General features: G+C 65.6%; 17 protein-coding genes. 6 read left to right on the top strand and 11 right to left on the bottom strand.

Going from position 1 to position 21,389, the window contains the following annotated elements:
• Positions 1–278 precede the first annotated feature (278 nt).
• From UU7_RS14945 to UU7_RS14935, 3 genes are read left to right on the top strand one after another with little or no spacing between them, the layout of a single operon-like run.
• Positions 279–1,730 (top strand): class I SAM-dependent DNA methyltransferase, encoded by a 1,452-nt coding sequence (locus UU7_RS14945; RefSeq protein ID WP_007809726.1) that lies wholly within the window; start codon positions 279–281, stop codon positions 1,728–1,730.
• A 23-nt stretch (positions 1,731–1,753) separates the two neighbouring features.
• The gene (locus UU7_RS17770) at positions 1,754–2,845 is read left to right on the top strand and encodes a restriction endonuclease subunit S (protein WP_162098653.1); all 1,092 of its coding nucleotides are present in this window, start codon (positions 1,754–1,756) and stop codon (positions 2,843–2,845) included.
• Entirely contained in the window at positions 2,842–3,267 is a 426-nt protein-coding gene (locus tag UU7_RS14935; RefSeq protein WP_007809724.1) for a UPF0158 family protein, read from the top strand. The genes UU7_RS17770 and UU7_RS14935 overlap by 4 nt, the downstream gene beginning before the upstream one ends.
• A gap of 100 nt (positions 3,268–3,367) precedes the next feature.
• Here UU7_RS14935 and UU7_RS14930 read toward each other — a convergent pair whose 3' ends face one another.
• Positions 3,368–3,877, bottom strand: coding sequence for a type II toxin-antitoxin system VapC family toxin (locus tag UU7_RS14930; protein WP_007809723.1), 510 nt, complete (start codon positions 3,875–3,877; stop codon positions 3,368–3,370).
• Complete coding sequence (locus UU7_RS14925; protein WP_007809722.1) at positions 3,874–4,644, bottom strand: hypothetical protein; 771 nt, start codon at positions 4,642–4,644, stop codon at positions 3,874–3,876. Before UU7_RS14925 ends, UU7_RS14930 begins: the two co-directional genes overlap by 4 nt.
• A gap of 447 nt (positions 4,645–5,091) precedes the next feature.
• On the opposite strand from UU7_RS14925, the gene hsdR reads away from it, so the two are divergent.
• Positions 5,092–7,407, top strand: a complete 2,316-nt coding sequence (gene hsdR, locus UU7_RS14920; RefSeq protein WP_007809720.1) for an EcoAI/FtnUII family type I restriction enzme subunit R — start codon at positions 5,092–5,094, stop codon at positions 7,405–7,407.
• Between the two features lie 89 nt (positions 7,408–7,496).
• Here hsdR and UU7_RS14915 read toward each other — a convergent pair whose 3' ends face one another.
• The 5 genes from UU7_RS14915 to UU7_RS14895 all read right to left on the bottom strand — a co-directional run bounded on the left by UU7_RS14915 (position 7,497) and on the right by UU7_RS14895 (position 12,335).
• Positions 7,497–8,075 carry a hypothetical protein gene (locus tag UU7_RS14915; RefSeq protein ID WP_007809719.1) on the bottom strand — a complete coding sequence of 193 codons (579 nt, stop codon included), beginning with the start codon at positions 8,073–8,075 and terminating at the stop codon, positions 7,497–7,499.
• Between the two features lie 4 nt (positions 8,076–8,079).
• Positions 8,080–8,673, bottom strand: coding sequence for an AHH domain-containing protein (locus tag UU7_RS14910; protein WP_007809717.1), 594 nt, complete (start codon positions 8,671–8,673; stop codon positions 8,080–8,082).
• Positions 8,674–8,825: 152 nt separating this feature from the next.
• Positions 8,826–9,581: a LytR/AlgR family response regulator transcription factor gene (locus UU7_RS14905; RefSeq protein ID WP_007809715.1), complete on the bottom strand. Its 756-nt coding sequence runs from the start codon at positions 9,579–9,581 to the stop codon at positions 8,826–8,828.
• Positions 9,578–10,663 (bottom strand): sensor histidine kinase, encoded by a 1,086-nt coding sequence (locus UU7_RS14900; protein ID WP_007809713.1) that lies wholly within the window; start codon positions 10,661–10,663, stop codon positions 9,578–9,580. The genes UU7_RS14905 and UU7_RS14900 overlap by 4 nt, the downstream gene beginning before the upstream one ends.
• 472 nt (positions 10,664–11,135) lie before the next feature.
• A complete protein-coding gene (locus tag UU7_RS14895; protein ID WP_007809711.1) occupies positions 11,136–12,335 on the bottom strand; it encodes a M23 family metallopeptidase in 1,200 nt (399 codons plus the stop codon).
• 306 nt (positions 12,336–12,641) lie between these two features.
• Between UU7_RS14895 and UU7_RS14890 the strand changes: the two genes are divergently transcribed.
• Positions 12,642–13,115 (top strand): nuclear transport factor 2 family protein, encoded by a 474-nt coding sequence (locus UU7_RS14890; protein WP_007809709.1) that lies wholly within the window; start codon positions 12,642–12,644, stop codon positions 13,113–13,115.
• Between the two features lie 211 nt (positions 13,116–13,326).
• Here UU7_RS14890 and UU7_RS14885 read toward each other — a convergent pair whose 3' ends face one another.
• The 4 genes from UU7_RS14885 to UU7_RS14870 form a co-directional block, all read right to left on the bottom strand.
• Complete coding sequence (locus UU7_RS14885; RefSeq protein ID WP_007809707.1) at positions 13,327–14,067, bottom strand: SDR family oxidoreductase; 741 nt, start codon at positions 14,065–14,067, stop codon at positions 13,327–13,329.
• On the bottom strand, positions 14,064–15,506 hold the full coding sequence (locus UU7_RS14880; RefSeq protein ID WP_007809705.1) for an efflux transporter outer membrane subunit: 1,443 nt from the start codon (positions 15,504–15,506) through the stop codon (positions 14,064–14,066). Before UU7_RS14880 ends, UU7_RS14885 begins: the two co-directional genes overlap by 4 nt.
• Positions 15,507–15,625: 119 nt before the next feature.
• Positions 15,626–18,817 (bottom strand): efflux RND transporter permease subunit, encoded by a 3,192-nt coding sequence (locus UU7_RS14875; protein WP_007809703.1) that lies wholly within the window; start codon positions 18,815–18,817, stop codon positions 15,626–15,628.
• 203 nt (positions 18,818–19,020) lie between these two features.
• Positions 19,021–20,268 (bottom strand): efflux RND transporter periplasmic adaptor subunit, encoded by a 1,248-nt coding sequence (locus UU7_RS14870; protein ID WP_157582333.1) that lies wholly within the window; start codon positions 20,266–20,268, stop codon positions 19,021–19,023.
• A gap of 142 nt (positions 20,269–20,410) precedes the next feature.
• Between UU7_RS14870 and UU7_RS14865 the strand changes: the two genes are divergently transcribed.
• On the top strand, positions 20,411–21,370 hold the full coding sequence (locus UU7_RS14865) for a LysR family transcriptional regulator (protein WP_007809700.1): 960 nt from the start codon (positions 20,411–20,413) through the stop codon (positions 21,368–21,370).
• Positions 21,371–21,389 lie beyond the last annotated feature (19 nt).

The following is a 21,389-nucleotide window of genomic DNA, read 5'->3' as shown; positions in this document are numbered from 1 at the left end:
GGTCATCAGCGCGGGACAATCGGTCCGGTGTCATCAGGCGAGCCTCGCACCTCACCCCGCGATGATGGCAGGCATCGCACTTCAGCGAATGGGCGCCCAGTCGAGCTTGTACGCTGAGCAATTCGCCGAAGACCAGGCGGCACGACGGATTGCTTGACGAACCCCATCGTGCCGTCGACCATCCGGGCTCACCAGCCGCACAGACGATGGTCACTCATGGGCAATGCTCCCTGTGTGTTTCGTGGCAGCTGGGCCCAATCCAGGAAAAATCACACCACATGTTTGAAAACGCCTTCAACAACATGGACCGCGTCATGCGCAATGACGAGGGCCTGGCGTCCGAACTGGACTACGCCGAACAGACCTCGTGGCTGTTATTCCTCAAGTACCTCGACGACATGGAGAAGGAGTGGGAGGACGAGGCCGGGCTGGAAGGCCGCGAGTACAGGCCGATCCTCGACGAACCGTATCGCTGGCAGTCGTGGGCCGCGCCGAAGACGAAGGATGGCGCGCCCGACCTCAACGCCGCGCGCACCGGCAAGGACCTGATCGAGTTCGTCAACGGCGAGCTGTTCCCCTACCTGCAGACCTTCCGCGAAACCACCGAAGATCCGGATTCGCTGGAATACAAGATCGGCGAGATCTTCTCCGAAATCGCCAACCGCTTCCGCTCTGGCTACTCGCTGCGCGACGCGCTGGAGATCATCGACCAGCTCAACTTCGGCAGTCAGCAGGCCAAGCACGAGTTGTCGGATCTCTACGAAACCCGCATCAAGCGCATGGGCAACGCCGGCCGCAACGGCGGCGAGTACTACACGCCGCGCCCGCTGATCCGCGCCATGATCAAGGTGGTCAATCCGCAGATCGGCGAAACCGTCTACGACGGCGCCTGCGGCTCGGCCGGGTTCCTGTGCGAAGCGTGGAACGCGATGCGCCGCGACGACCTCTCCGCCGCCGACTGGGACACGCTGCAGCGGCGCAGCTTCTACGGGCAGGAAAAGAAATCGCTGGCCTACGTGCTGGGCGTGATGAACATGATCCTGCACGGCATCGACGCGCCCAACATCCGGCATACCAACACGCTCAGCGAGAACGTGCTCGACATCCAGCAGAAGGATCGCCACGACATCGTGCTGGCCAATCCACCATTCGGCGGCGGTGAGCGCAAGGAGGTGCAGCAAAACTTCCCGATCAAGTCCGGCGAAACCGCCTACCTGTTCCTGCAGCACTTCATCCGTAAGCTGAAAGCCGGCGGCCGCGGCGCCGTGGTGATCAAGAACACCTTCCTCAGCAACACCGACAACGCCAGCGTGGCGCTGCGCAAGGAGCTGCTGGAAACCTGCAACCTGCACAGCGTGCTGGATTGCCCCAGCGGCACCTTCCAGGGCGCGGGCGTCAAGACCGTGGTGCTGTTCTTCGAGAAGGGTTCCAGGACGCGCAAGGTCTGGTACTACCAGCTCGATCCGGGGCGCAGCCTGGGCAAGACCAATCCGCTCAATGACGAGGATCTGGTCGAGTTCGTCGCCTTGCAGGCGGACAAGGACGACAGCGCGAAAAGCTGGTCGGTGGCAGTGAGGGATCTGGACACCGCGACGTGGGATCTGTCGGTGAAGAATCCGAACGCGTTGGAAGCCCAGGCGCTGCGCAGTCCCGAGCAGATCATCGCCGACATGCTGGCGCGGGATGCGGAGACGGCGCAGATTCTGGAAGAGATTCGGGGGATGTTGTGAGGTTGCCCGGTGTTGCTCGTGGGTTGAGCCAGCAGAACTGTGTCCCGCTTGGCTCTGTCGTCTCAGTGGAGAAGACCAAGAGCAGGGGACTTTTGCCATACGTAGGACTTGAAGACATATCGAGCAACACTGGTGAATTCACCGGATCGACGTTGCCCGCTCAGGTCAAAAGCGACACCTTTTACTTCACTCCGCGTCACGTTCTTTATGGGCGATTGCGCGCCTACTTGAATAAGGCGCTGCTGCCAACGTTCGAGGGACATTGCTCGACTGAAATCTTCCCGTTGTTGCCATGCGAGAGATTGGATCGGAATTTCCTGTTTCACTGGCTTACATGGTCTGAGACCTGCGAGCGCATAGCAGCAACTGCGACGGGAGCGAGAATGCCCCGTGCCAACATGAATGAGGTGATGGAGTTTGAGATTCCATTGCCGCAGTTGGAAGAGCAGAAGCGGATCGTTGCGGTGCTCGATCAGGCCTTCGCCGCCCTCGACCGCGCCCGCGCCCATGCCGAGGCCAATCTGGTGGACGCGAACGAGCTACTCCGATCGGTGCAGATCACCGCGGCAGCAAACCACAAGGATTGGATCACGGCAGAAATTTCCACAATCATCAAGGTTAGAAGCGGTGATTTTCTGCCGAGCAAAGCTATGGCTGCGTCGGGAACCATTCCAGTGTTCGGAGGCAACGGACAAACCGGGCTGCATAATGAGTCAAATCTGAAAGGAAGAAATATTCTCATTGGCAGGGTGGGCGCCAAGTGTGGGAATGTGCGCGTTGTAGATGGCCCGATATGGCTCACGGATAACGCGTTTCATGTCAGCAAGCTTTACAGAGACTTCGATCTGGACTTCCTAGCCCTTCTTCTGAGCAAGGCTGATCTTAGAACTACGGCGAACCAAGCCGCACAGCCTGCTATTTCAGGTACAACGATTGGAGTAGTGAAGGTTCGGTTCCCAGATTCAATTGAAGATCAAAGACGTCACGTCATGCGAGTGAGGTCCATTGAGACAAAGACCTTGGAGCTTGTCGAAGCTTATGAGCGGAAGCTCTCAGAGCTAACCACCCTCCGCCAATCCCTCCTGCAAAAAGCCTTCTCCGGCGAACTGGCATGAGCGAGCAAACCCCCGTCAAACTGGCCGACCTCGAAGATGCGCTGCTCTTCCTGGACGCGGGTGGCGACACGGAGGCCTGGGTGTGCCGGGACACGGGCACGGTGCTCCGGCACAGCGACGAGTTCGACGAGTTCGATCCGCTGCCGGCGGACATCGAAGACGCGGCGCGCTACGTGGCGTTGCCGAACAAACGCGACCTCGACCTGGGCAAGCCGCTGGCGCTGGAGTTCGCCCGCACGCAGCTGCCGGATTGCTACGAGCAGGTATGCGCGATGTTCTCGCACCGCGGCGCCTACGCCCGCTTCAAGGACCTGCTGGATCGCCACGACAGCCTCGACGCCTGGCATCAGTGGGAGAGGGAACAGACCCGACAGGCGCTGCGCGAATGGTGCGCGGACAACAGCATCACGCTGGCTGAGTGAGCGATGGCGCCAACGTCTGCGCGGTCCCTGCCGCAATATGCGTTTTCGGCCAGCTGCCGTAATGCCGCGCCGCAACCTGTCCACTCGTCAAGGACAGGTCTTACGCGTTGGGATCGGGAGCTGAGTCGCTGACCCAGTCGATCTGCCCATCGTCGCGCAGTGCACTGGCGTCGAAGCCGTTTTTGAGTGTGATGGCACGCGTTTTCAGATGCCCGCCTGAGCGCAGGCGTTCACAGTATCTGTGCAGCGTGGAGGCATCTTCGGTCAGGATGAAATCGATGCCCTCGTGGCCGGCCTGGGCCAGAAGTTTCACGTCGTCGCGCACCACCGCACGGCTTTCCCGGGCGTCCCGCTGACCGAGCGCGCTCCACAGGTTTGCGGCCTTCTGTCCATGCGGAACATTGAAGTCGAGAACGCGGAAGTTGTTCAGTGGCAGATCCGTGATGGGTTGCTTGATTCCGAATTCCGCAGCCACGATGGCCGAGAAGATCATCGGCATGTTGTTCTTCAGCAGGTAGCGGTAGTACTGCTCGGCCGTGGCGTGGTGGGCGCGGTGTTGACTGACGAATGAAATCAGAAAGCTGGTATCCAGCAGCACCGATGCGCTCATCCCTGTCCGCTCCGCAGGCTTTCCAGCCAGTCATCAGGCACGTCCGCCCAAGCCTGGGTGCCCTTACGCACCAGCTCGCCGAATGCCGTTGCGTCCCAGCTCGGCTGGCTATCCTCGAAGCCCAGCAAGGTCAGGTTGCGTAGTTCACCGCTCTGCAGGTTCTCCTCGGCGGAAATCCGCAAAACGGCTGGCTTGTAGAGGCGGTTAAGCTCCTCGTCGCCCAGCAGTTTTTGCGTGCTGGCGATGGTCAGCACCTTGCCGTTGTCCAGCTTCAGGTGGACGTTGGCCTTGCTGGTGCCGCCCAGGTCGGTGATCTGGCCGTGCAGGTACTTGCTGACTTCCACCCACACGGCGGCGGTCTGGTCCCGGTAATCGGAGTCCGCATCCACACGGATGATGGCCGCGCCGCTCTGATCGGCCAGCGTGTAGCGGCGGTGAGGATTTTTGCGTGCAGCCACCTGCCAGCGTTCCATCACCGCGGCGCGCTTGGGGTCAATCAGACCCAGTTGGGCGCTGTTTTGCAGCTGTTGAACATCAGCCCACAGAGTGGTGGCTGTCAGCAGGCCAACGGCAACCAGGGCGAGTGACCCTTCCTCGATGGCAACCATCACTTGATTGAGGTTGACGTCCTTGCCGGAACCGGCCAGAAACTCGCCTACATCGTTCTGGAACTGCCCCAACAACGCCAGCGGGACGTGCGCAGGCCCGACCTCGGCATCCTCGATGCGGTCGTTCAACGCGAAGCGAAGGGTGTTGGCCGGTTGCATGCGCTTGATTGTAGTGTTTGGCGGTGCCGATTGGGGTAGTCGCCTACCTGAGCGTTGCGTCATCCGCTATCACAAGAGCGACGGTCCGTCGGTGGCGTGAGCGCGCCCGGTGGCTGGCGAGGGTGAGGGCGGCTGAAGGACCGGCAATAAGAACCCCCGCGTAAGTTCCGAGGAACCAAGAGGAGGGGGCATGTTGGGTGCAACTTCAATACATGGGCACGGCGGCAGGCGCACTGGCATTGGAAGGGGTCAGGATTCGCCCCGCCAGAAAAGCGAAAGGCCCCGGTGAACGCACCGAAGCCCTGACGCCGGCCGGGATCTCCCAACCCACTTGCGGGCAAGTTTGCTTAGCAGGGGCCGGGCGCGCAAGCGTCCGGCCATCGCGGAACGTTGCACCGAACGTGGCTTCCGGCCACCATCCGGACATCAGGGGCAACATTGACAGGCATGAACGAAACCGAAGCCGATACCCGCGCCAACCGCATCGATCCGGTGCTGCGCGAGGCCGGCTGGGGCGTGGTCGAGGGATCGCGCGTGCATCGCGAGCTGATCTGCCCCGGCCGCATCACCGGCGGTGGCGGGCGCGCCAATCCGCTGTCGGCCGATTACGTGCTGAGCTACCGCGACCGCAAGCTGGCGGTGATCGAGGCCAAGCGCGCCGGCCTTGGCCACACGGTGGGTGTGGGCCAGGCTAAGGACTACGCCACGCGGCTGCAGGCGCGCTTTGCCTACGCCAGCAATGGCATCGGCTGGTATGCCATCGACATGATCACCGGCACGGAAGGCGATATCGCCTTGCCGTTTCCCTCGCCGCAGGAGCTGTGGGCGCGCTGCTTCCCCGAGGGCAACGACTGGCGCGACCGTTTCGGTGCAGTGCCGTTCGAGACCGGCGGCGGCAAATGGCAGCCGCGCTATTACCAGCACAACGCGATCACCGCGGTGCTGGAGGCGATCGCCAAGGGCGAGCAGCGCATCCTGTTGACCCTGGCGACCGGTACCGGCAAGACCTCCATTGCGTTCCAGATCGCGTGGAAGCTGTTCGAGTCCAGCTGGAACCTGAGCCGTGATCCGGTGCGCCGTCCGCGCATCCTGTTCCTGGCCGACCGCAACATCCTGGCTGACCAGGCCTACAACGCGTTCAGCGCGTTTGCGCCCGACGCGCTGTGCCGCATCAGCCCGGACGAAATCCGCAAGCAGGGCCGGATTCCGAAGAATGCCAGCGTGTTCTTCACCATCTTCCAGACCTTCATGACCGGTACGGACCAGGACGGCGAACCGCAGTTCACCTTCGAAGGCTATCCGCCGGACTTCTTCGACTTCATCGTCATCGACGAATGCCATCGCGGCGGTGCCCGCGACGAAAGCAGCTGGCGCGGCATCCTCGAATACTTTGCGCCCGCCGTGCAGCTGGGCATGACCGCCACGCCCAAGCGCGACGCGAACGTGGACACCTACCGTTATTTCGGCGACCCGGTGTACACCTACGCGCTCAAGGAAGGCATCGGCGACGGCTTCCTCACCCCGTTCAAGGTGCGCCAGATGGCCAGCACGCTGGACAGCTACACGTACTCCGACGAGGACGAGGTGATCGGCGGCGAGATCGACCCGGACAAGGAATACACCGAGGCCGACTTCAACACGAAGATCATCATCGATGCGCGCGAGGAAAGCCGCGTGCACGAATTCATGGACCAGATCGACCAGCGCCAGAAGACCCTGGTGTTCTGTGCCACGCAGGACCACGCCGCGCGCGTGCGCAATGCCATCAACCAGATCAAGGACAACCCCGACCCGCATTACTGCGAGCGGGTGACCGCCGACGACGGCAAGCTTGGCGAGCAGCATCTGCGCGAGTTCCAGGACAACGAGAAGACGCTGCCGACGATCCTCACCACGTCGAAGAAACTCTCCACCGGCGTCGATGCGCGCAATGTGCGCAACATCGTGCTGCTGCGCCCGATCAAGTCGATGATCGAGTTCAAGCAGATCATCGGCCGCGGCACGCGCACCTTCGACGGCAAGGACTTCTTCACCATCTACGATTTCGTGAAGGGCTACGAGAAGTTCGAAGACCCCGAGTGGGATGGCGAGCCGTTGCCGCCGGATGAGCCGCGCGAACCGAAAACGCCGACGAAACCGGATGACCTGCCGCCGCGCACCGGTGGCGTCGAGAACCCCCCGGAGCCCGTGGCGAAGGTCGTGGTGAAGCTGGCCGATGGCAAGGAGCGCTCGATCCGCTACCTCGCCGCCACCACGTATTGGCACGAGGGCCGGCAGATCACCGCGCAGGAATTCATGCAGCAGCTGTTTGGCGACCTCAACAATCTGGTTGCCTCGGAAGAAGATTTGCGTGCGGTATGGAGCGACCCTGATCGGCGCGAAGCCTTCCAGCAGCGGTTGAAGGATCTCGGCTACGATGCTGATCGTCTGGACGACATGCGGCGCCTGATCGACGCCCCCAACAGCGACATCTTTGACGTGCTGGCCTATGTCCGCTTCACGCTGGCGCCGTTGTCGCGCCACGAACGCGCCGGTAGTGCGCGCGCGACGGGACTGGATGGCTACCAGCGAGAGATGCGCGGCTTCCTCGACTACGTGCTGGAGGCCTACGAGAAACACGGCGTGGACGAGCTGGCATCAAGGAAAATCGCCGACTTCCTGCGCATCCGCTACGGTGGCACCAACGATGCCAAGCGCCTGCTCGGCCCGGTGCCCGCAATACGCGAGGCGTTCATCGCGATCCAGGCGCATCTCTACCAGTAGTTGCAGCGGTACGCCGAACCATGGAGTAGGCGGAAGCAGGTCGAATCACATGTTCGCAGAGAAAGTTCACTCTGGCCCTTGAGGTTGGCTCAGTAACGCGGGCGGGGCTTTTTCGGCGGTGGACCGGGTTCGGTAAAGGCCATGCCCACGATGGCGGCATCGGCAATGATGGTTTCCAGAGCAGCCTTGCCCGCTTCGTTGACATAGAGCACCGCGGCGGCGGTCAGCGGGTCCTTGAACACGGCCGCGTCGACTGGCACCCGTTCCTCAATGAATGCTTCTTTCACGATCGAGCCGCTCGGACGCTTGGTCGAGCGAGCCTCGTCGATGCATGGGATGAGATTCGTCACGTTGTAGAACCAGCGCGATTCACCCGCGCAGTCCATCTCCAGGAACTGCCCGAAACGTGACAGGAAGGGCTCGAGCGCCGTCTTCGACTTGTCATTCATGACCAAGGCACCAGGCGTCAGCGCACTGACGTCCGCCAGCGGCCTGGGTTTCTTCTTTCCAGGTTCCACGAACACTTCGACCTTGGGCTTGCTTGACCAGGAGAGGTTGGCGCCAGTGGCGTCGAACATGCCCGACTCGACGTCCTTGTCGCTGGCAAAGACCAACGGAGCGAAGTCATTGACGGAGCCACTTTTGAGTTCCCATACCTTCACTTCCATCACCTCAGTAGTCGAATTCATCATTGAGGATGTCGTACCGGATGTCTTGCAGAGCCTTCCGGCCGTTTGCCTGGTTCGAAGGCTTCGCGAGGATCAGCCGCGAGGTCACTGCGAGGTGGTAGGCCGTCGTGTGAATGACTTCATGTGCTGTCGCCGCATCGAGACCTGGAACTACGGACGACCATTTCTTCGGAAGATAGACGCCGTTGTCCGCATCGTTGATGCCAATACTCCAACGAAACAGCAGTGTCCGCGAACGGCTCGCGCGTTTGTCGGCTGCGGCCACGATGTGATGCGCGTCGGCTTCGGCATGCTTGGTGCTGCCGGTAGCCTTCGAGATGTTGCGAGCGAGTGTTCGCGAATGCCTCACCTTGCGGTTCGCGTCGGCACGGAGCTTCTTCGCCTTCGCCGGCAAGGTCACGCCGTTTTCGTAGCGCACTCGGGCCAGACGTCGCTGCAGAAGAAGCTCGTTCCTGAGCTCGTACGCATTGGAGTGCGCGTCCGTAGGGACGATAAAGTTGGCTTCGACCGTCAGGTTGAGAATGTCTTCTGTCGTATCGGTCGGCGGCACGATGAGGTTCGGACTTCCTTTGCCCATGTTCTTCTTCCTGTATGCATCAGCCAATAAGCCAGGACGCTTCGTCGGAACAAGCGCACCAACCTGCATCAAGATTAGTGCGTAGTGCCCATCGGTGACAACGATCAACCGGCCGATGATGTAACGCGGTTAGTCAGGCCCAGCGCGCAACGTCAGCGCAACCCCAGCACCGCCCTTGCCCCCGCCCGAAACCGCCGACTGAGATCCAGCCGCGTCCCGTCATGCAACACCACCTCCGCCCCGCCCTTGAACAGCGGATGCACCTCGCGAACCCGCGCCAGGTTGACCAGGGTGCCGCGGTGGATGCGCAGGAACTGCGCGGGGTCGAGTTGCGCCAGCACGTGGCGCAAGGTGTCGCGGTGCAGGTAGCGGACGGGGCCGACGTGGATGTGCAGGTAGTTGCCGTCGGCGCGAATCCAGTCGATGTCGTCGACGGCGAGCACGCGAATGTGTTCGCCGTGGCGCACGCTGAGGCGTTGGGCGTAGCCTTCGGCGGGCGCGCTTTCGATGGCCGGGCCGGCGGTGGCGTGCAGGCCTTGCCAGTGCTGGTTGACGCGGGCCATCGCCTGGTCGAAGCGGGTTTGCTCGATCGGCTTGAGCACGTAATCGAGCGCCATCGCGTCGAATGCGCGCAGCGCGTGTTCGGCGAAGGCGGTGGCGAAGACCACCAGCGGCAGGCGGTCGGGAGCCAGTTCGTCGAGCAGTTCGAAACCGTCCATGCCGGGCATCTGGATGTCGAGGAACAGCAGGTCCGGGCGCAGCACGCGCACGGCCTGCATGGCCTCGGCGGCGTTGCCGCATTCGCCGACGATGTCCACTTCGTCGTGGCTGGCCAGCGCCTGGCGCAGGGCGAGGCGGGCCAACACTTCGTCGTCGATCAGCACGGTACGCAGGCGCGGTGTGCTCATGCGGCGTGCTCGGTATAGGGCAGGCGCACTTCGGCGCGGGTGCCGCCGCCGGGGATGGCACGGAGTTCAAGCTGCGCCGCGTCACCGAACAACATTTGCAGGCGCGAGCGCGTATTGCCCAGGCCGATGCCTTCCAGCGTACCGGCCGGCGGCAGGCCGAGGCCGTCGTCGTCGACGCGCAGTTCCAGCTGGTCGCCGTCGCGGCGCGTGGAAATGCGCAGGACGCCGGCACCGGGCTTGTCCTGCAGGCCGTGGCGCAACGCGTTTTCCACCAGCGGTTGCAGGATCAGGTTCGGCACGGCCGCGGCCAGCGTGTCGTCGTCCACGTCGAGCTCGGTGCTGAGCCGGTCCTGGAAGCGCACCTGCTGGATGCCGAGGTAGCAGGCGAGGAATTCCAGCTCGCGCGACAGCGGCACCTGCGGCGCGTGGCGTTCCTCCAGGGTGAGCCGCAGGAAGTCGCTGAGCCGCGCGATCATCAGCCGTGCCTGCAGCGGGTCGGCCAGCGCCAGCGCGGAGATCGCGTTGAGCGTGTTGAACAGGAAGTGCGGCTGCAATTGCATGCGCAGCGCCTGCAGTTGCGCCTGCGCCAGTTGCGTCTCCAGCTGCGTGCGGCGCAGCCGCTCGTCGCGCAGGTGGCGGCGCGATTCCATCCCGCGCAACACCACCAGGATCACCCAGTAGGTGAGCACGGCCAAGTGGAAACTGTAGGCGAACTCCATGCGGATGTACGCGCCCAGCGTGTGCACCTCCATCCGTCCCGGGCCGCTCAGGTTCCAGAACAGCACCAGATGGGCGAGCAGTTGCAGCAGCGCCACGCCCAGGCTGGCCGGCACCTGCACGGCGAGGAAGCGGCGCCAGCCGTGCGTGGCGGTCTGCCGCCCCAGCCAGGCGACCAGCGGCACCAGCGCCATCCACAACCAGGAGTTGGCAAGGTTCCAGCTGAGCGCGCGCAGCCAGCTTGGCGGATAGCCCTCGCTGATCGAGGACAGCCCGCCGCTCAGCGCATAGGACAGCGCCAGCCCGGTCCAGAAGGCGAACGCCAGCGCGTGTTTCTTCCAATGGGTAGTGTCGTGCCCGGTCACGCGATGCTCCCGCGCGCCGGTCGATGGGTGACGCGCCAGGACGGCAGTGTGCCGCCGTGGCGCCGGAGGAAACAGTGCTGGACGGCAGGGCGGTTCCGCAGGGTCGAACTCCGGACGCCCGGTGCCTCGCGCCAGTGCGCTGACAGCGACCGTGTTCGTGGTGGCTCACGCCGAGCCGGAAGCGGCCATCGGCGGGACTCGCGCGCATGAAGTGGATGCTGCCGTCGCCACGACCCGGCCGCGGCCGATGTATCGGACTTCGCCGCGGCGGACGCAGGCATCGTCGTCGCCGCCGCCAGGGCCGGCGCAAGGATCGAGGAGCAACGCGCGGATCGTCGTTTCATGCCTTCACCCCGGCAGCAGATGCCGCCGAGGCGGGCATCGCGCCGCATCGGGCGTTGCCGTTGCGGTGACAGCCGGCCCCGGCGCGTTGACGAACGGCGTGTTCGCGCCGGCGGGCGGTCGGCGGGATTCACGGCCTGCCGTCAGGCGCTGGATCATCGGCGAACCTCACCACCGTGTTGCTGCCGGGCCATTCGTGGTGCCGGACGATGTCGCTGTCGGCGGGCCGCCACGGCTTGCCCAGTCGGGCGATGTCGTCGTAGCGGCCCAGCCGTTCGAACCTGCGGATTTCGAACGGCAGGCCTTCGCCGCCGAGCGGAGAGCTCGCGTCGGCGACGTGAAAGTGCAGGTGCGGACCGGTCGATTCGCCGGAGAAGCCCAGCGCTGCGATGACCTGGCCCGTGCGCACGCGCTCGCCCACCGCGACGCGGATGCTGCTCTTGCGCAGGTGCTCGTAGAACGCGTAGCGGCCGTCGGCAAGCTGCAGGGCCACGTAGTTGCCCGCATCGTCCGCGGGGACGGGATGAGTGCGCTGCGAGATGCGGGTCGGTTCGTCCATGCCGTCTCGCACCGCCGCCACGCGCGCATCCGCCACCGCCAGCACGTCGGCGCCGTGGCCGTACCATGCCTGCGCCAGGTCGGCGTCGCTGGTGGCGAAACGGCCGTGTTCGTCCAGCTTCACCCAGTCGATGGCGAAGCGGCCGGGCAGGCGGGCGTGGCCGTCGAGGCGGTAGAACACTCGCCGATGGCCGCGCGGCCAGTCCGCGTCATGGATCGCGGCCCACGGCCCGCCGCGCAGCGGTGGCGCCAGCAGCGATGGTCTGGTCCGCGGCAATGCCAGTGGGGCGCCGCTGGCCCGAGATGTGCCGTTTGCGCCGGCAACGCGATAGCTCACGCGGTGGCGGAGGGTATCGATGCCGGGGTGGCCCGGCAGGGAAACATCGATGAACAGCACCACCTGCTGGCCGGGCTCGATCACTGTTCCCGCGCCTGGCAGCGAAGATTCCGTATCCGACGAGGGCGCTGGCACCGCGCCGAAGCGAGCGATGTGCTGATCCAGCATCTTGCCCGACAGTTTCGCGATGAGCCGCCCGTCGCGGCCGTCGCGCACGACAAATTCCTCGAGCGTGATGCGCTTGTCGGAGCGATTGGCCAGCAACACCTCATAGTCGAGCTGCCCATGACCTTCCACGCGCACCGGTGTGGGCGGTAGCGGAATCGTCAGGTCCAGCCCATCGCCACCCGGGGCGCCGTGTGCGCGGGAGGCGACGGCGCAGGCCGCGACCAGCACCAGGGCCAGCCAGGCCTTTGTCGCAAGGGAAGGTTGCATGGCTACGCTCGGTTCCTGGTCGTGACGCCGCCGCGGGAGTCGTGCAGGGTGACAGTGGCCGATGCCGTTGTCGCCGATACCGTGACGACCGGCGCCTTGGCGATGACAAGCGGTACGGCGGCGGTACGGGCGGCGTTCCGTGCAATGCCATGACCGCCGGGTGCCCCGTTTCATCCGCCTGTCACCGCATGGCGCGCCTTCGTCACCGCGACGATGCGGCAGACGCGCACGCGCCACACATTGGCCTGGCGGCATGTCGTCCGCGCAACGAGGGTCGCAGCAATGCATAGACAACGCAGGTTTTCCGTGGCCGTGGCGTGTATCGCCGTGCTGGTGCTGGCCGTGAACTGGACCATCGCGGCGACCGTCGCCACCGCGACAGGCAGCGATGAGGCAGAACATTCGAGGGCAGCGGTGATCGCGGTCGACCAGCACTGGCTGGAAGCCGAACTCGGTGGCGACACCGCCTGGCTCGACGACCTGCTGCTGCCCGAGTACCGCTCGGTCGGCGCCGACGGCTCGGTGCACTCAAAAGCCGCGATCATGGCGCACGCCGCGAAGAACCGCGGCAACGACGAGGAGCGGCGCAAGGTCGAGGCGTGGCTGAAGACGCACCCGTCGGGCCAGGACGTGGTGATCCACGGCGACACCGCGATCCTCACCTTCCACGACCCGAAGCAGGGCGCGGCCAGCGGTGTGCGTTCGTCCGACGTCTTCGTCTACGCGGACGGGCGCTGGCACGCACTGTATTCCCAGCACAGCGCGGCTGGTGCCGGTTAGCGCGGGGAGTCTGCCCGCCGAAGATGGAAACTGCTCACCGCTGGCATGCGTCGCCGTTCCATCGAGCGTGGAGGGTCGATGCCGTTCGACTTCGGTGCTGCGCACCTGCGTTCCGGGTGAACGGCGGGACAGGCACCGAACCTCGGGTTTGCTCCGTTCGCGCAAGCAAGCCCACGCGGAAGCAGGAGCAGGCAAGTCGACGTGCGCGGCCTTACCAGGCGATGCGCTGGCGGTCGCGATAGAAGCCGCCGGTGAGTGGCGCGGGCAGGCAGGCGGCCCAGACGATACCGGCTGCACCGTCGGCGACGGCGCGTCCGCCGGGGCCGCCCATGTCGGTGGCGACCCAGCCGGGACAGACCGCGTTGACCTGGATGCCGCTGCCGTCGAGTTCGTTCGCCAGCACCCGCGTGTACGCATTCAGCGCCGACTTGGAGACGCGATAGGCCGGGCAGTTGGCGCTGTCGGTGGTGCTGGCGCCGCAGCCGCTGGAGACGTTGACGATGCGGCCGTAACCGTGCCGGCGCATCAGCGGCAGCATCGCGCTGGACAGCCGCCAGCTGCCGAACAGATGGATGTCCATCGCGTCGCGCGCCGCGGCAATGTCGGCGGTGGCCGGGCGCACCGCGGGGTCATAGTGGGCACCAGCGTTGTTGACCAGCACGTCGAGCCGGCCATAGGTGATCTCGATCCAGCGCGCCAGCGTGTCGATCTGATCCTGCTGGGTGACGTCGAGCTGCACCGCGACCACCTCGCCGGCTGCGCCGGCCAGCTTGCGCGCCGCATGCAGGCCCTTGTCGAGATCGCGCGCGCCCAGCAGCACGGTCATGCCGCGCTCGCTGAGCTGGCGCGCGACCTCGAAACCCAGGCCGCGATTGGCGCCGCTGACCAGCGCCACGCGGTAGACCGGCGTGGTCGCGGGCGCCGTCGGGACGCGTCGGGCGGGCCGGCTCATGGGGCCGCGTCGCCCTTGGCCACGGCGTTGCACTGCTCGTCGCCGCAGGCCTGCCAGCCGCCGCCCAGCGACTTGTACAAGGCCACGGCGCGGGTGTTGATCGCCGCCTCGGCCTGGGCCAGATCGTCCTCGGCGGCGAGCTCGGTGCGCTCGGCGTCGAGCAGTTCGAGGAAGCCGGTGGCGCCTTCCTGGTAGCGCACGCGGGCCAGGTCGGCGGCGCGCTTGCTCTGCGTGGCCTGCTCGATCAGGTGGTCGACGCGGATGCGCTGCTGGTTGAAGCCGGTGACCGCGTTGTCGATGTCCTCGATCGCCTCCAGCACGCTGCGCTGGTAGTTCGCCTGCGCCGCATCGGCGCGTGCCTCGCTGGCGTGCAGGTTCGCTCGCACGCGCTGCACGTTGAGGCCGGACCAGCTGATGCTGGGCGCCAGCGACCACGCCCGTGTCGACGGGCTGCCGAAGTCGTTGCTGCGCCCGGACAGGAAGCCGAGGAAGCCGCCCAGCGAAATATGCGGGAAGAAATCCGCCTTGGCCACGCCGATCCGCGCGGTGGCGGCGGCATATTCGCGTTCGGCCATCTGGACGTCCGGACGGCGCGCCAACACGTCGCCGGCGTCACCGATCGGCAAGCTGGTGGCGATCGGGGTGAAGCTCTTCGGCGACACGTCGATGTCCAGCTCGCCCGGGCGCTCGCCCAGCAGCACGGCGAGGCGGTATTCGCTGGCGCTGGCCTGGGTCTGCAGCAGCGGCAGTTGCGCCTGCACCGCGCTGAGTCTGGCCTTGGCGCTGGCCACGTCCTGTTCCGCGCCGGTGCCGACCTGCTGGCGCACTTCGGTGAGGTGCACGGTCTGGCGCTGGTTGTCGATGTCGCGGCGGGCGATGTCCAGCCGCAGCTGGCTGCCGCGCAGTTCGAAATAATTGCGTGCGACCTCGGCCAGCAGGCTGACCTGGGCATCGCGCAACGCGGCCTCGCTGGCGCCGAGATCGGCGCCAGCCGCTTCCACCGAGCGGCGCACGCCGCCGAACAGGTCCAGCTCCCACGAGGCGTCGAAGCCGGCCTGGTAGGTCGTCGTGGTGCTGCGCTGGTCGCTGAAGCCCGGCTGCTGCCCGCGGCTGCGGGTGTAGTTCACGCTGGTATCGATGGTCGGCAACCGGTCGGACTTGGCGCCGCTGAGCAGTGCGCGCGACTCATGCAACCGCGCCACCGCGATGCGCAGGTCGAGGTTGTTCGCCGCGGCTCGCTGGATCAGGGCATCCAGCGTCGGATCGTTGAACTGCTTCCACCACGTGGCCTGGAACTGCGCGTTGCTTTCCTGTGCCGCTTCCAGTCCCTGCAATTGCGGCGTGGCGGGTTTCGTGGCGTGGTAATCCGGGCCGACGGTGATGCAGCCGGCCAGCGCAAGCGCGCTTGCCAGCACCGTGGCGCGAATCGCGACCTTCATCCCGGCGAAAACCGCGCGTCGGGGCGTAGGGCGGGCACTGCCCGCCATGGTGTTGGAGCCGGCCGTGGCGTTGTGGCGGGCAATGCCCGCCCTACGGGTGTCTGTCGTGAAGGTTTTCATCAGTGGTTCTCCAGCGCCGGCAGCGCATGCGCGGCGGCGCGTTCGGCCGCGCGTGCCTCGCGACGCTCGACCAGGGCGCGAATCAGGACGTAGAACAGCGGCGTGTAGATCAGCCCGAAGATGGTCACGCCGAGCATGCCGGCGAACACCGCCACGCCCATCGCGTGACGCATCTCGGCACCGGCGCCGTGCGAGGTGACTAGCGGCACCACGCCCATGATGAAGGCGAACGAGGTCATCAGGATCGGGCGCAACCGCAGCTTGGCCGCTTCCAGCACCGCCTCGTGGCGGCTCATGCCTTCATGCTGGCGTTCGCGGGCGAACTCCACGATCAGGATCGCGTTCTTGCACGCCAGTCCGACCAGTACGATCAATCCGATCTGGGTGAAGATGTTGTTGTCGCCGCCGCTGAGCCACACGCCGGCGATCGCGGACAGCAGCACCATCGGCACGATCAGGATCACCGCCAGCGGCAGCGACCAGCTCTCGTACAGCGAGGACAGCACCAGGAACACCAGCAGCACGCACAACGGGAACACCAGGATCGCGGTGTTGCCGGCCAGGATCTGCTGGTAGGTCAGCTCGGTCCACTCGAAGCTGAAGCCGTTGGGCAGGTTGTCCTTGGCCAGTTTCTCGATGGCCGCCTGCGCCTGGCCGGAGCTGTAGCCCGGCGCGGGCCCGCCGTTGATCTCGGCGGTGGCGTAGCCGTTGTAATGCTGCACGCGATCCGGGCCGGCACCCTGCTGCACGGTGACGAACGAACCCAGCGGCACCATCTGGCCCTGCGCGTTGCGCGTCTTCAGCTGCAGGATGTCCTGCGGCGTGTGGCGGAACGCGGGGTCGGCCGACACATTGACCTGGTAGGTGCGGCCGAAGCGGTTGAAGTCGTTGACGTAGAGCGAGCCCATGTAGGCCTGCATGGTCTGGTACACGTCGCCCAGGTTCACGCCTTCGGCCTTGGCCTTCTCGCGGTTCACGTCGGCGTCCACCTGGGGCACGCTGACCTGGAAGCTGGAGAACAGGCCGGCCAGTGCCGGGTCCTTGCGGCTGGCGGCGATCAGGTTCTGGGTCTGCTTGTACAGCTCGTCGAAGCCGCGGTCGCTGCGATCCTCGATCTGCAGGCGGAAACCGCCGATCGTGCCCAGGCCCATCACCGGCGGCGGCGGGAACACCGCGATGTAGGCGTCCTGGATCGCGGCGAACTTCTGGTTCAGCGCGCCGGCGATCGCACCGGCCGACAGCGAAGCGTCGCGGCGTTCCTCGAACGGCTTCAGCGTGACGAAGACGATGCCGGAGTTGGTCGAGTTGGTGAAACCGTTGATCGACAGGCCGGGGAAGGACACCGCGTGCTCCACGCCCGGCTGTTTCAGGGCGATCTCGCCCATGCGCTGGATCACGTCCTCGGAGCGGTCGAGCGAAGCCGCGTCGGGCAGCTGCGCAAACGCCACCAGGTACTGCTTGTCCTGGCCCGGCACGAAGCCGGTCGGCACGTGCGAGAAGCCGAACCAGGTCAGCGCGATCAGCCCGGCGTACACCACCAGCGCCAATTTGCCCTTGCCGACGATGCGCTTGACGCCCCCCACGTAGCGCTCCGAACCGCGATGGAAGACGCGGTTGAACGGACGGAACAGCCAGCCGAAGGCGCGATCGATGCCGCGGGTGAGGCGATCCTTCGGCGCGTCGTGGCCCTTCAGCAGCACGGCGGCCAGCGCCGGGCTCAGGGTCAGCGAGTTGAACGCGGAGATCACCGTGGAGATCGCGATGGTCAGCGCGAACTGGCGATAGAACTGGCCGGTGAGGCCGCTGACGAAGGCGGTCGGGATGAACACCGCGCATAGCACCAGGGCGGTGGCCACGATCGGGCCGGTGACCTCGTGCATCGCCTTGCGCGTCGCGTTGCGCGGCGTTTCGCCCAGTTCGATATGCCGCTCGACGTTCTCCACCACCACGATCGCGTCATCGACCACGATGCCGATCGCCAGCACCAGGCCGAACAGACTCAGCGCGTTGAGCGAGAAGCCGGCCAGGTACATCACCGCGAACGTGCCGATCAGCGATACCGGCACCGCCACCAGCGGGATGATCGAGGCGCGCCAGGTCTGCAGGAACAGGATCACCACCAGCACCACCAGCAGGATCGCTTCCAGCAGCGTGTGCGCCACCGCCTCGATCGAGCCGCGCACGAAGACCGTGGGGTCGTACACGATGGAATAGTCGACGCCCTGCGGGAACTCCTTCTTCAGCTGCGCCATGGTGGTGCGCACTTCGTCGGAGATCTGGATCGCGTTGGAACCCGGCCGCGCGAAGATCGGCAGCGCCACCGCCGGCTTGTTGTCGAGCAGGCTGCGCAGCGCGTAGTTGTTCGAGCCCAGGTCGATCTTCGCCACGTCGCCCAGATGGGTCACGCCACCGTTCGTGTCGGTGCGCACGATGATGTTGCGGAAGTCATCCTCGCTGACCAGCCGGCCGCGCGTGTTGATGTTGAGCTGGAACGCGGAGTTGGACGGACCGGGCGGCGCGTTCAGCGCACCGGCGGCGACCTGCACGTTCTGCTCGCGGATCGCGTTGATCACGTCAGCGGTGGTGAGCGAGCGCTGCGCCAGCTTCTGCGGGTCCAGCCACACGCGCATCGAGTATTCGCCGGCACCGAAGATCTGCACGTCGCCGACGCCGTTCAGGCGGCCCAGCACGTCCTTCACGTGCAGGCGCGCGTAGTTCGACAGGTACAGCATGTCGTAGCGCTGGTCGGGCGAGGTGAGGTGCACCACCATGGTGAGGTCGGGCGAACTCTTCTGCGTGGTCACGCCGAGTCGCTGCACTTCCTCGGGCAGTTTCGGCAGCGCCTGCGCCACGCGGTTCTGCACGTCGACCTGGGCAGTGTTGAGGTCGGTGCCCAGCGCGAACGTCACGGTCAGGGTGAGCGCGCCGTCACTGGTCGCCTGCGAGGAGGTGTACAGCATGCCTTCCACGCCGTTGATCTGTTCCTCCAGCGGCGTGGCGACGGTTTCGGCGATCACCTTGGGGTTGGCGCCGGGATAGGCGGCACGCACCACCACCGTGGGCGGCACCACTTCGGGGTACTCGCTGATCGGCAGCTGGAACACCGCGATGGAGCCGGTGATCACGAACAGCAACGACAGCACGGCGGCCATGATCGGCCGGTCGACGAAGAATTGGGCGATGTTTTTCATGCAAAGAGTCCTCGACGAAGCCGTTTCGCGGCTTCGGTCTTCTTTTGCTCCTCCCCCTGCGCAGCAGGGGGAGGTGGGGAGGGGGTAACGCTCTTGCTCTTGGTTTCGCACTTCGCTGGCGGGGCTTCACCCCTCCCCAGCCCTCCCCTGCTGCACGTCCCGCAAGGGGACTTCCTTTGGTCGCAGGGGGAGGGAGCGCGTGTTCAACCTTGCGGTCGGCTTTGCGGTGCGGCCGTATTGGTCTGCGCCGTGCGCGAATCGCTATCCGGCGTGTCGCCGCGCTCGACCAGCGCCTTGTCCGCCGCCTGGAGCCGGTAGCTCATCGCCACCTTCTGCGGATTGACCAGGGCGCCCGGGCGCACGCGCTGCAGGCCGTTGACCACCACCAGATCGCTGGAGTGCACGCCGCTTTCGATCACCCGCAGCCCATGGAACAGCGCGCCGGTGTCGACCTTGCGGTATTGCACCTTGTGCTCCTTGTCGACCACGTAGACGAACTGGTTGCCAAGGTCGGTGCCGATCGCGCGGTCATCCACCAGCACGCGCGATTTCACCTGGCCGCTCTGCAGCTGCACGCGGGCGTACAGGCCGGGCGTGTACAGGCCGTCGGCGTTGTCGAACACCGCGCGCAGGCGCATCGTGCCGGAGCCGGTGTGCAACTGGTTGTCGACGAAGTCCAGGCGGCCTTCATGTGGGTAGCCCGATTCGTCGGCCAGGCCCATCGCCGCCTCGATCCGTGCGTTGTGGCCGGCCTGCTTCGCGCTGGCGCGCAGATGGTCGAGCTTGAGCCAGGTCTGCTCGTCGACGTCGAAGTAGACATAGACCGGGTTCACCGAGACCACGCTGGTCAGCACGTCGCTGCTGGTGACCAGGTTGCCGGGGGTGACGCGGGCGTTGCTGACGCGGCCGTCGATCGGCGAACGCACCCGGGTGAAGTCCAGGTTCAGCCGTGCCGCGGCCAGCGCGGCGGTGGCCGCACCGAGCTGGGCCCGTGCGCTTTGTGCGGTGGTGTCCTGACGATCGGCTTCCTGCTTCGCGATCGCGTGCTGGGCCAGCAGCATTTCAGCGCGGCGCTGGTTGGTCTCGGCCAGGTTCAGTTCGGCCTTCGCCTGTGCCTGGTTGGCGACCAGCCGGTCAACCTCGGCCTGGTACGGGCGGGCGTCGAGCTGGAACAGCACGTCGCCCTTGTGCACCGGTGCACCTTCCTGGAAGTGCACCGACTCGACGAAGCCGCCGACCCGCGGCTGCACCTGCACCGTGTTGACTGCTTCCAGCCGGCCGGTGAAGTCGGCGCTGTCACTGACCTTGCGGGTCAGCGCCTGGGCCACGGTGACTTCGGGCAGCGGACCGCCGGCGGGGGTTTGCGCCTGGCTGTCGGTGCCGTGCAGCAGCACCCAGCTGCCCAGCACGGTGACGGCGATCAGCGGGACCAGCATCCATTGTTTTTTCATCTTGCGCTCCCAGAACCTTGGTGGCCGGGCAGGGGTTCCCGGCGAGGGTCGAGAGAATAGGTGTACTTGTCGGTATAGAAAACCCGGTTCTTGCGCATTACACTCGTGCGCCACAGTCACGAATCGACGAGGAATTGAAGCAATGGAAGACTTTTCCGCCATTTCGACCTTCGTCCGCGTGGTCGAGGCCAAGAGTTTCGCCGCCGCCGCCAGCCAGCTGGGCATGACCCCTTCCGGCGTCAGTAGGGCGGTTTCCCGGCTGGAAACCCAGCTTGGCGCCCGGCTGCTGTTCCGCTCCACCCGGTCCCTGCGTCTGACCGACGACGGGGCGTCGTTCCATGCACGTTGCAAGGAGATCCTCGCCGACCTGGCCGAGGCCACCGAGGCGCTGAACTTCGCCAACAGCAAGCCGGCCGGCAAGTTGCGCGTGGGCATCTCGCTGTCGGTGGGTCGCGCCGCGGTGATCCCGCGGCTGACCGAGTTCGAGCAGCGCTACCCGGACATCCGGCTGGAGTTGTCGATGAGCGACTCGCCCTCGGACCTCAACGGCGAAGGCCTGGATTGCGCGATTCGCGTCGGCGAGCTGGAGGATTCCAGCCTGATCGCGCGCAAGATCGGCTACCTCAGCAATGTCGTCTGCGCCTCGCCCGAGTATCTGCGCAAACACGGCGCGCCGCGCAGCATCGAGGACCTGAAGGACCACCGCTGCATCAACTACGTCTACCCGAACGGCCGCCCGCGGCAGTGGCAGTTCGACACGCCGGGCGGCCAGATGAGCGTGGACATCGACGCGCACATGCTGATCAACGACGGCGAATCGGTGCTGCAGGCGGTGGCGGCCGGCATGGGCATCACCCAGATGCCGCGGATGATGGCGGCCTGCCTGCTGGACAAGGGCATGCTCGAACTGGTGATGACCGACACCACCTCCACCGGCAAGCCGGTGTGGATCGTCTATCCGCAGAAGAAGCACCTGTCCGCCCGGGTGCAGGCCTTCATCGAGTGGGTGCGTGAGCTGTTCGACCGCACCAACCAGTGCACGATCGCCACGCCTGGCGTGCCCAGGCCCGTGCGCGAGAAGCCCCTGGCCGCCGTCGCCTGACCGTCACGCTGGCGCCGGC

Origin of the sequence: Rhodanobacter spathiphylli B39, from assembly GCF_000264295.1 — a bacterium.
Classification (GTDB): domain Bacteria; phylum Pseudomonadota; class Gammaproteobacteria; order Xanthomonadales; family Rhodanobacteraceae; genus Rhodanobacter; species Rhodanobacter spathiphylli.
This window is presented reverse-complemented; position numbering and strand designations above follow the sequence as displayed.

Excerpts from the sequence above, each read along its gene's own strand:
- UU7_RS14945 (WP_007809726.1), top strand. The coding sequence starts at position 279 with ATGTTTGAAAACGCCTTCAACAACATGGACCGCGTCATGCGCAATGAC.
- UU7_RS14935 (WP_007809724.1), top strand. The coding sequence starts at position 2,842 with ATGAGCGAGCAAACCCCCGTCAAACTGGCCGACCTCGAAGATGCGCTG.
- UU7_RS14930 (WP_007809723.1), bottom strand. The coding sequence starts at position 3,877 with ATGAGCGCATCGGTGCTGCTGGATACCAGCTTTCTGATTTCATTCGTC.
- UU7_RS14925 (WP_007809722.1), bottom strand. The coding sequence starts at position 4,644 with ATGCAACCGGCCAACACCCTTCGCTTCGCGTTGAACGACCGCATCGAG.
- hsdR (WP_007809720.1), top strand. The coding sequence starts at position 5,092 with ATGAACGAAACCGAAGCCGATACCCGCGCCAACCGCATCGATCCGGTG.
- UU7_RS14915 (WP_007809719.1), bottom strand. The coding sequence starts at position 8,075 with ATGGAAGTGAAGGTATGGGAACTCAAAAGTGGCTCCGTCAATGACTTC.
- UU7_RS14910 (WP_007809717.1), bottom strand. The coding sequence starts at position 8,673 with ATGGGCAAAGGAAGTCCGAACCTCATCGTGCCGCCGACCGATACGACA.
- UU7_RS14905 (WP_007809715.1), bottom strand. The coding sequence starts at position 9,581 with ATGAGCACACCGCGCCTGCGTACCGTGCTGATCGACGACGAAGTGTTG.
- UU7_RS14895 (WP_007809711.1), bottom strand. The coding sequence starts at position 12,335 with ATGCAACCTTCCCTTGCGACAAAGGCCTGGCTGGCCCTGGTGCTGGTC.
- UU7_RS14885 (WP_007809707.1), bottom strand. The coding sequence starts at position 14,067 with ATGAGCCGGCCCGCCCGACGCGTCCCGACGGCGCCCGCGACCACGCCG.
- UU7_RS14880 (WP_007809705.1), bottom strand. The coding sequence starts at position 15,506 with ATGAAGGTCGCGATTCGCGCCACGGTGCTGGCAAGCGCGCTTGCGCTG.
- UU7_RS14875 (WP_007809703.1), bottom strand. The coding sequence starts at position 18,817 with ATGAAAAACATCGCCCAATTCTTCGTCGACCGGCCGATCATGGCCGCC.
- UU7_RS14870 (WP_157582333.1), bottom strand. The coding sequence starts at position 20,268 with ATGAAAAAACAATGGATGCTGGTCCCGCTGATCGCCGTCACCGTGCTG.
- UU7_RS14865 (WP_007809700.1), top strand. The coding sequence starts at position 20,411 with ATGGAAGACTTTTCCGCCATTTCGACCTTCGTCCGCGTGGTCGAGGCC.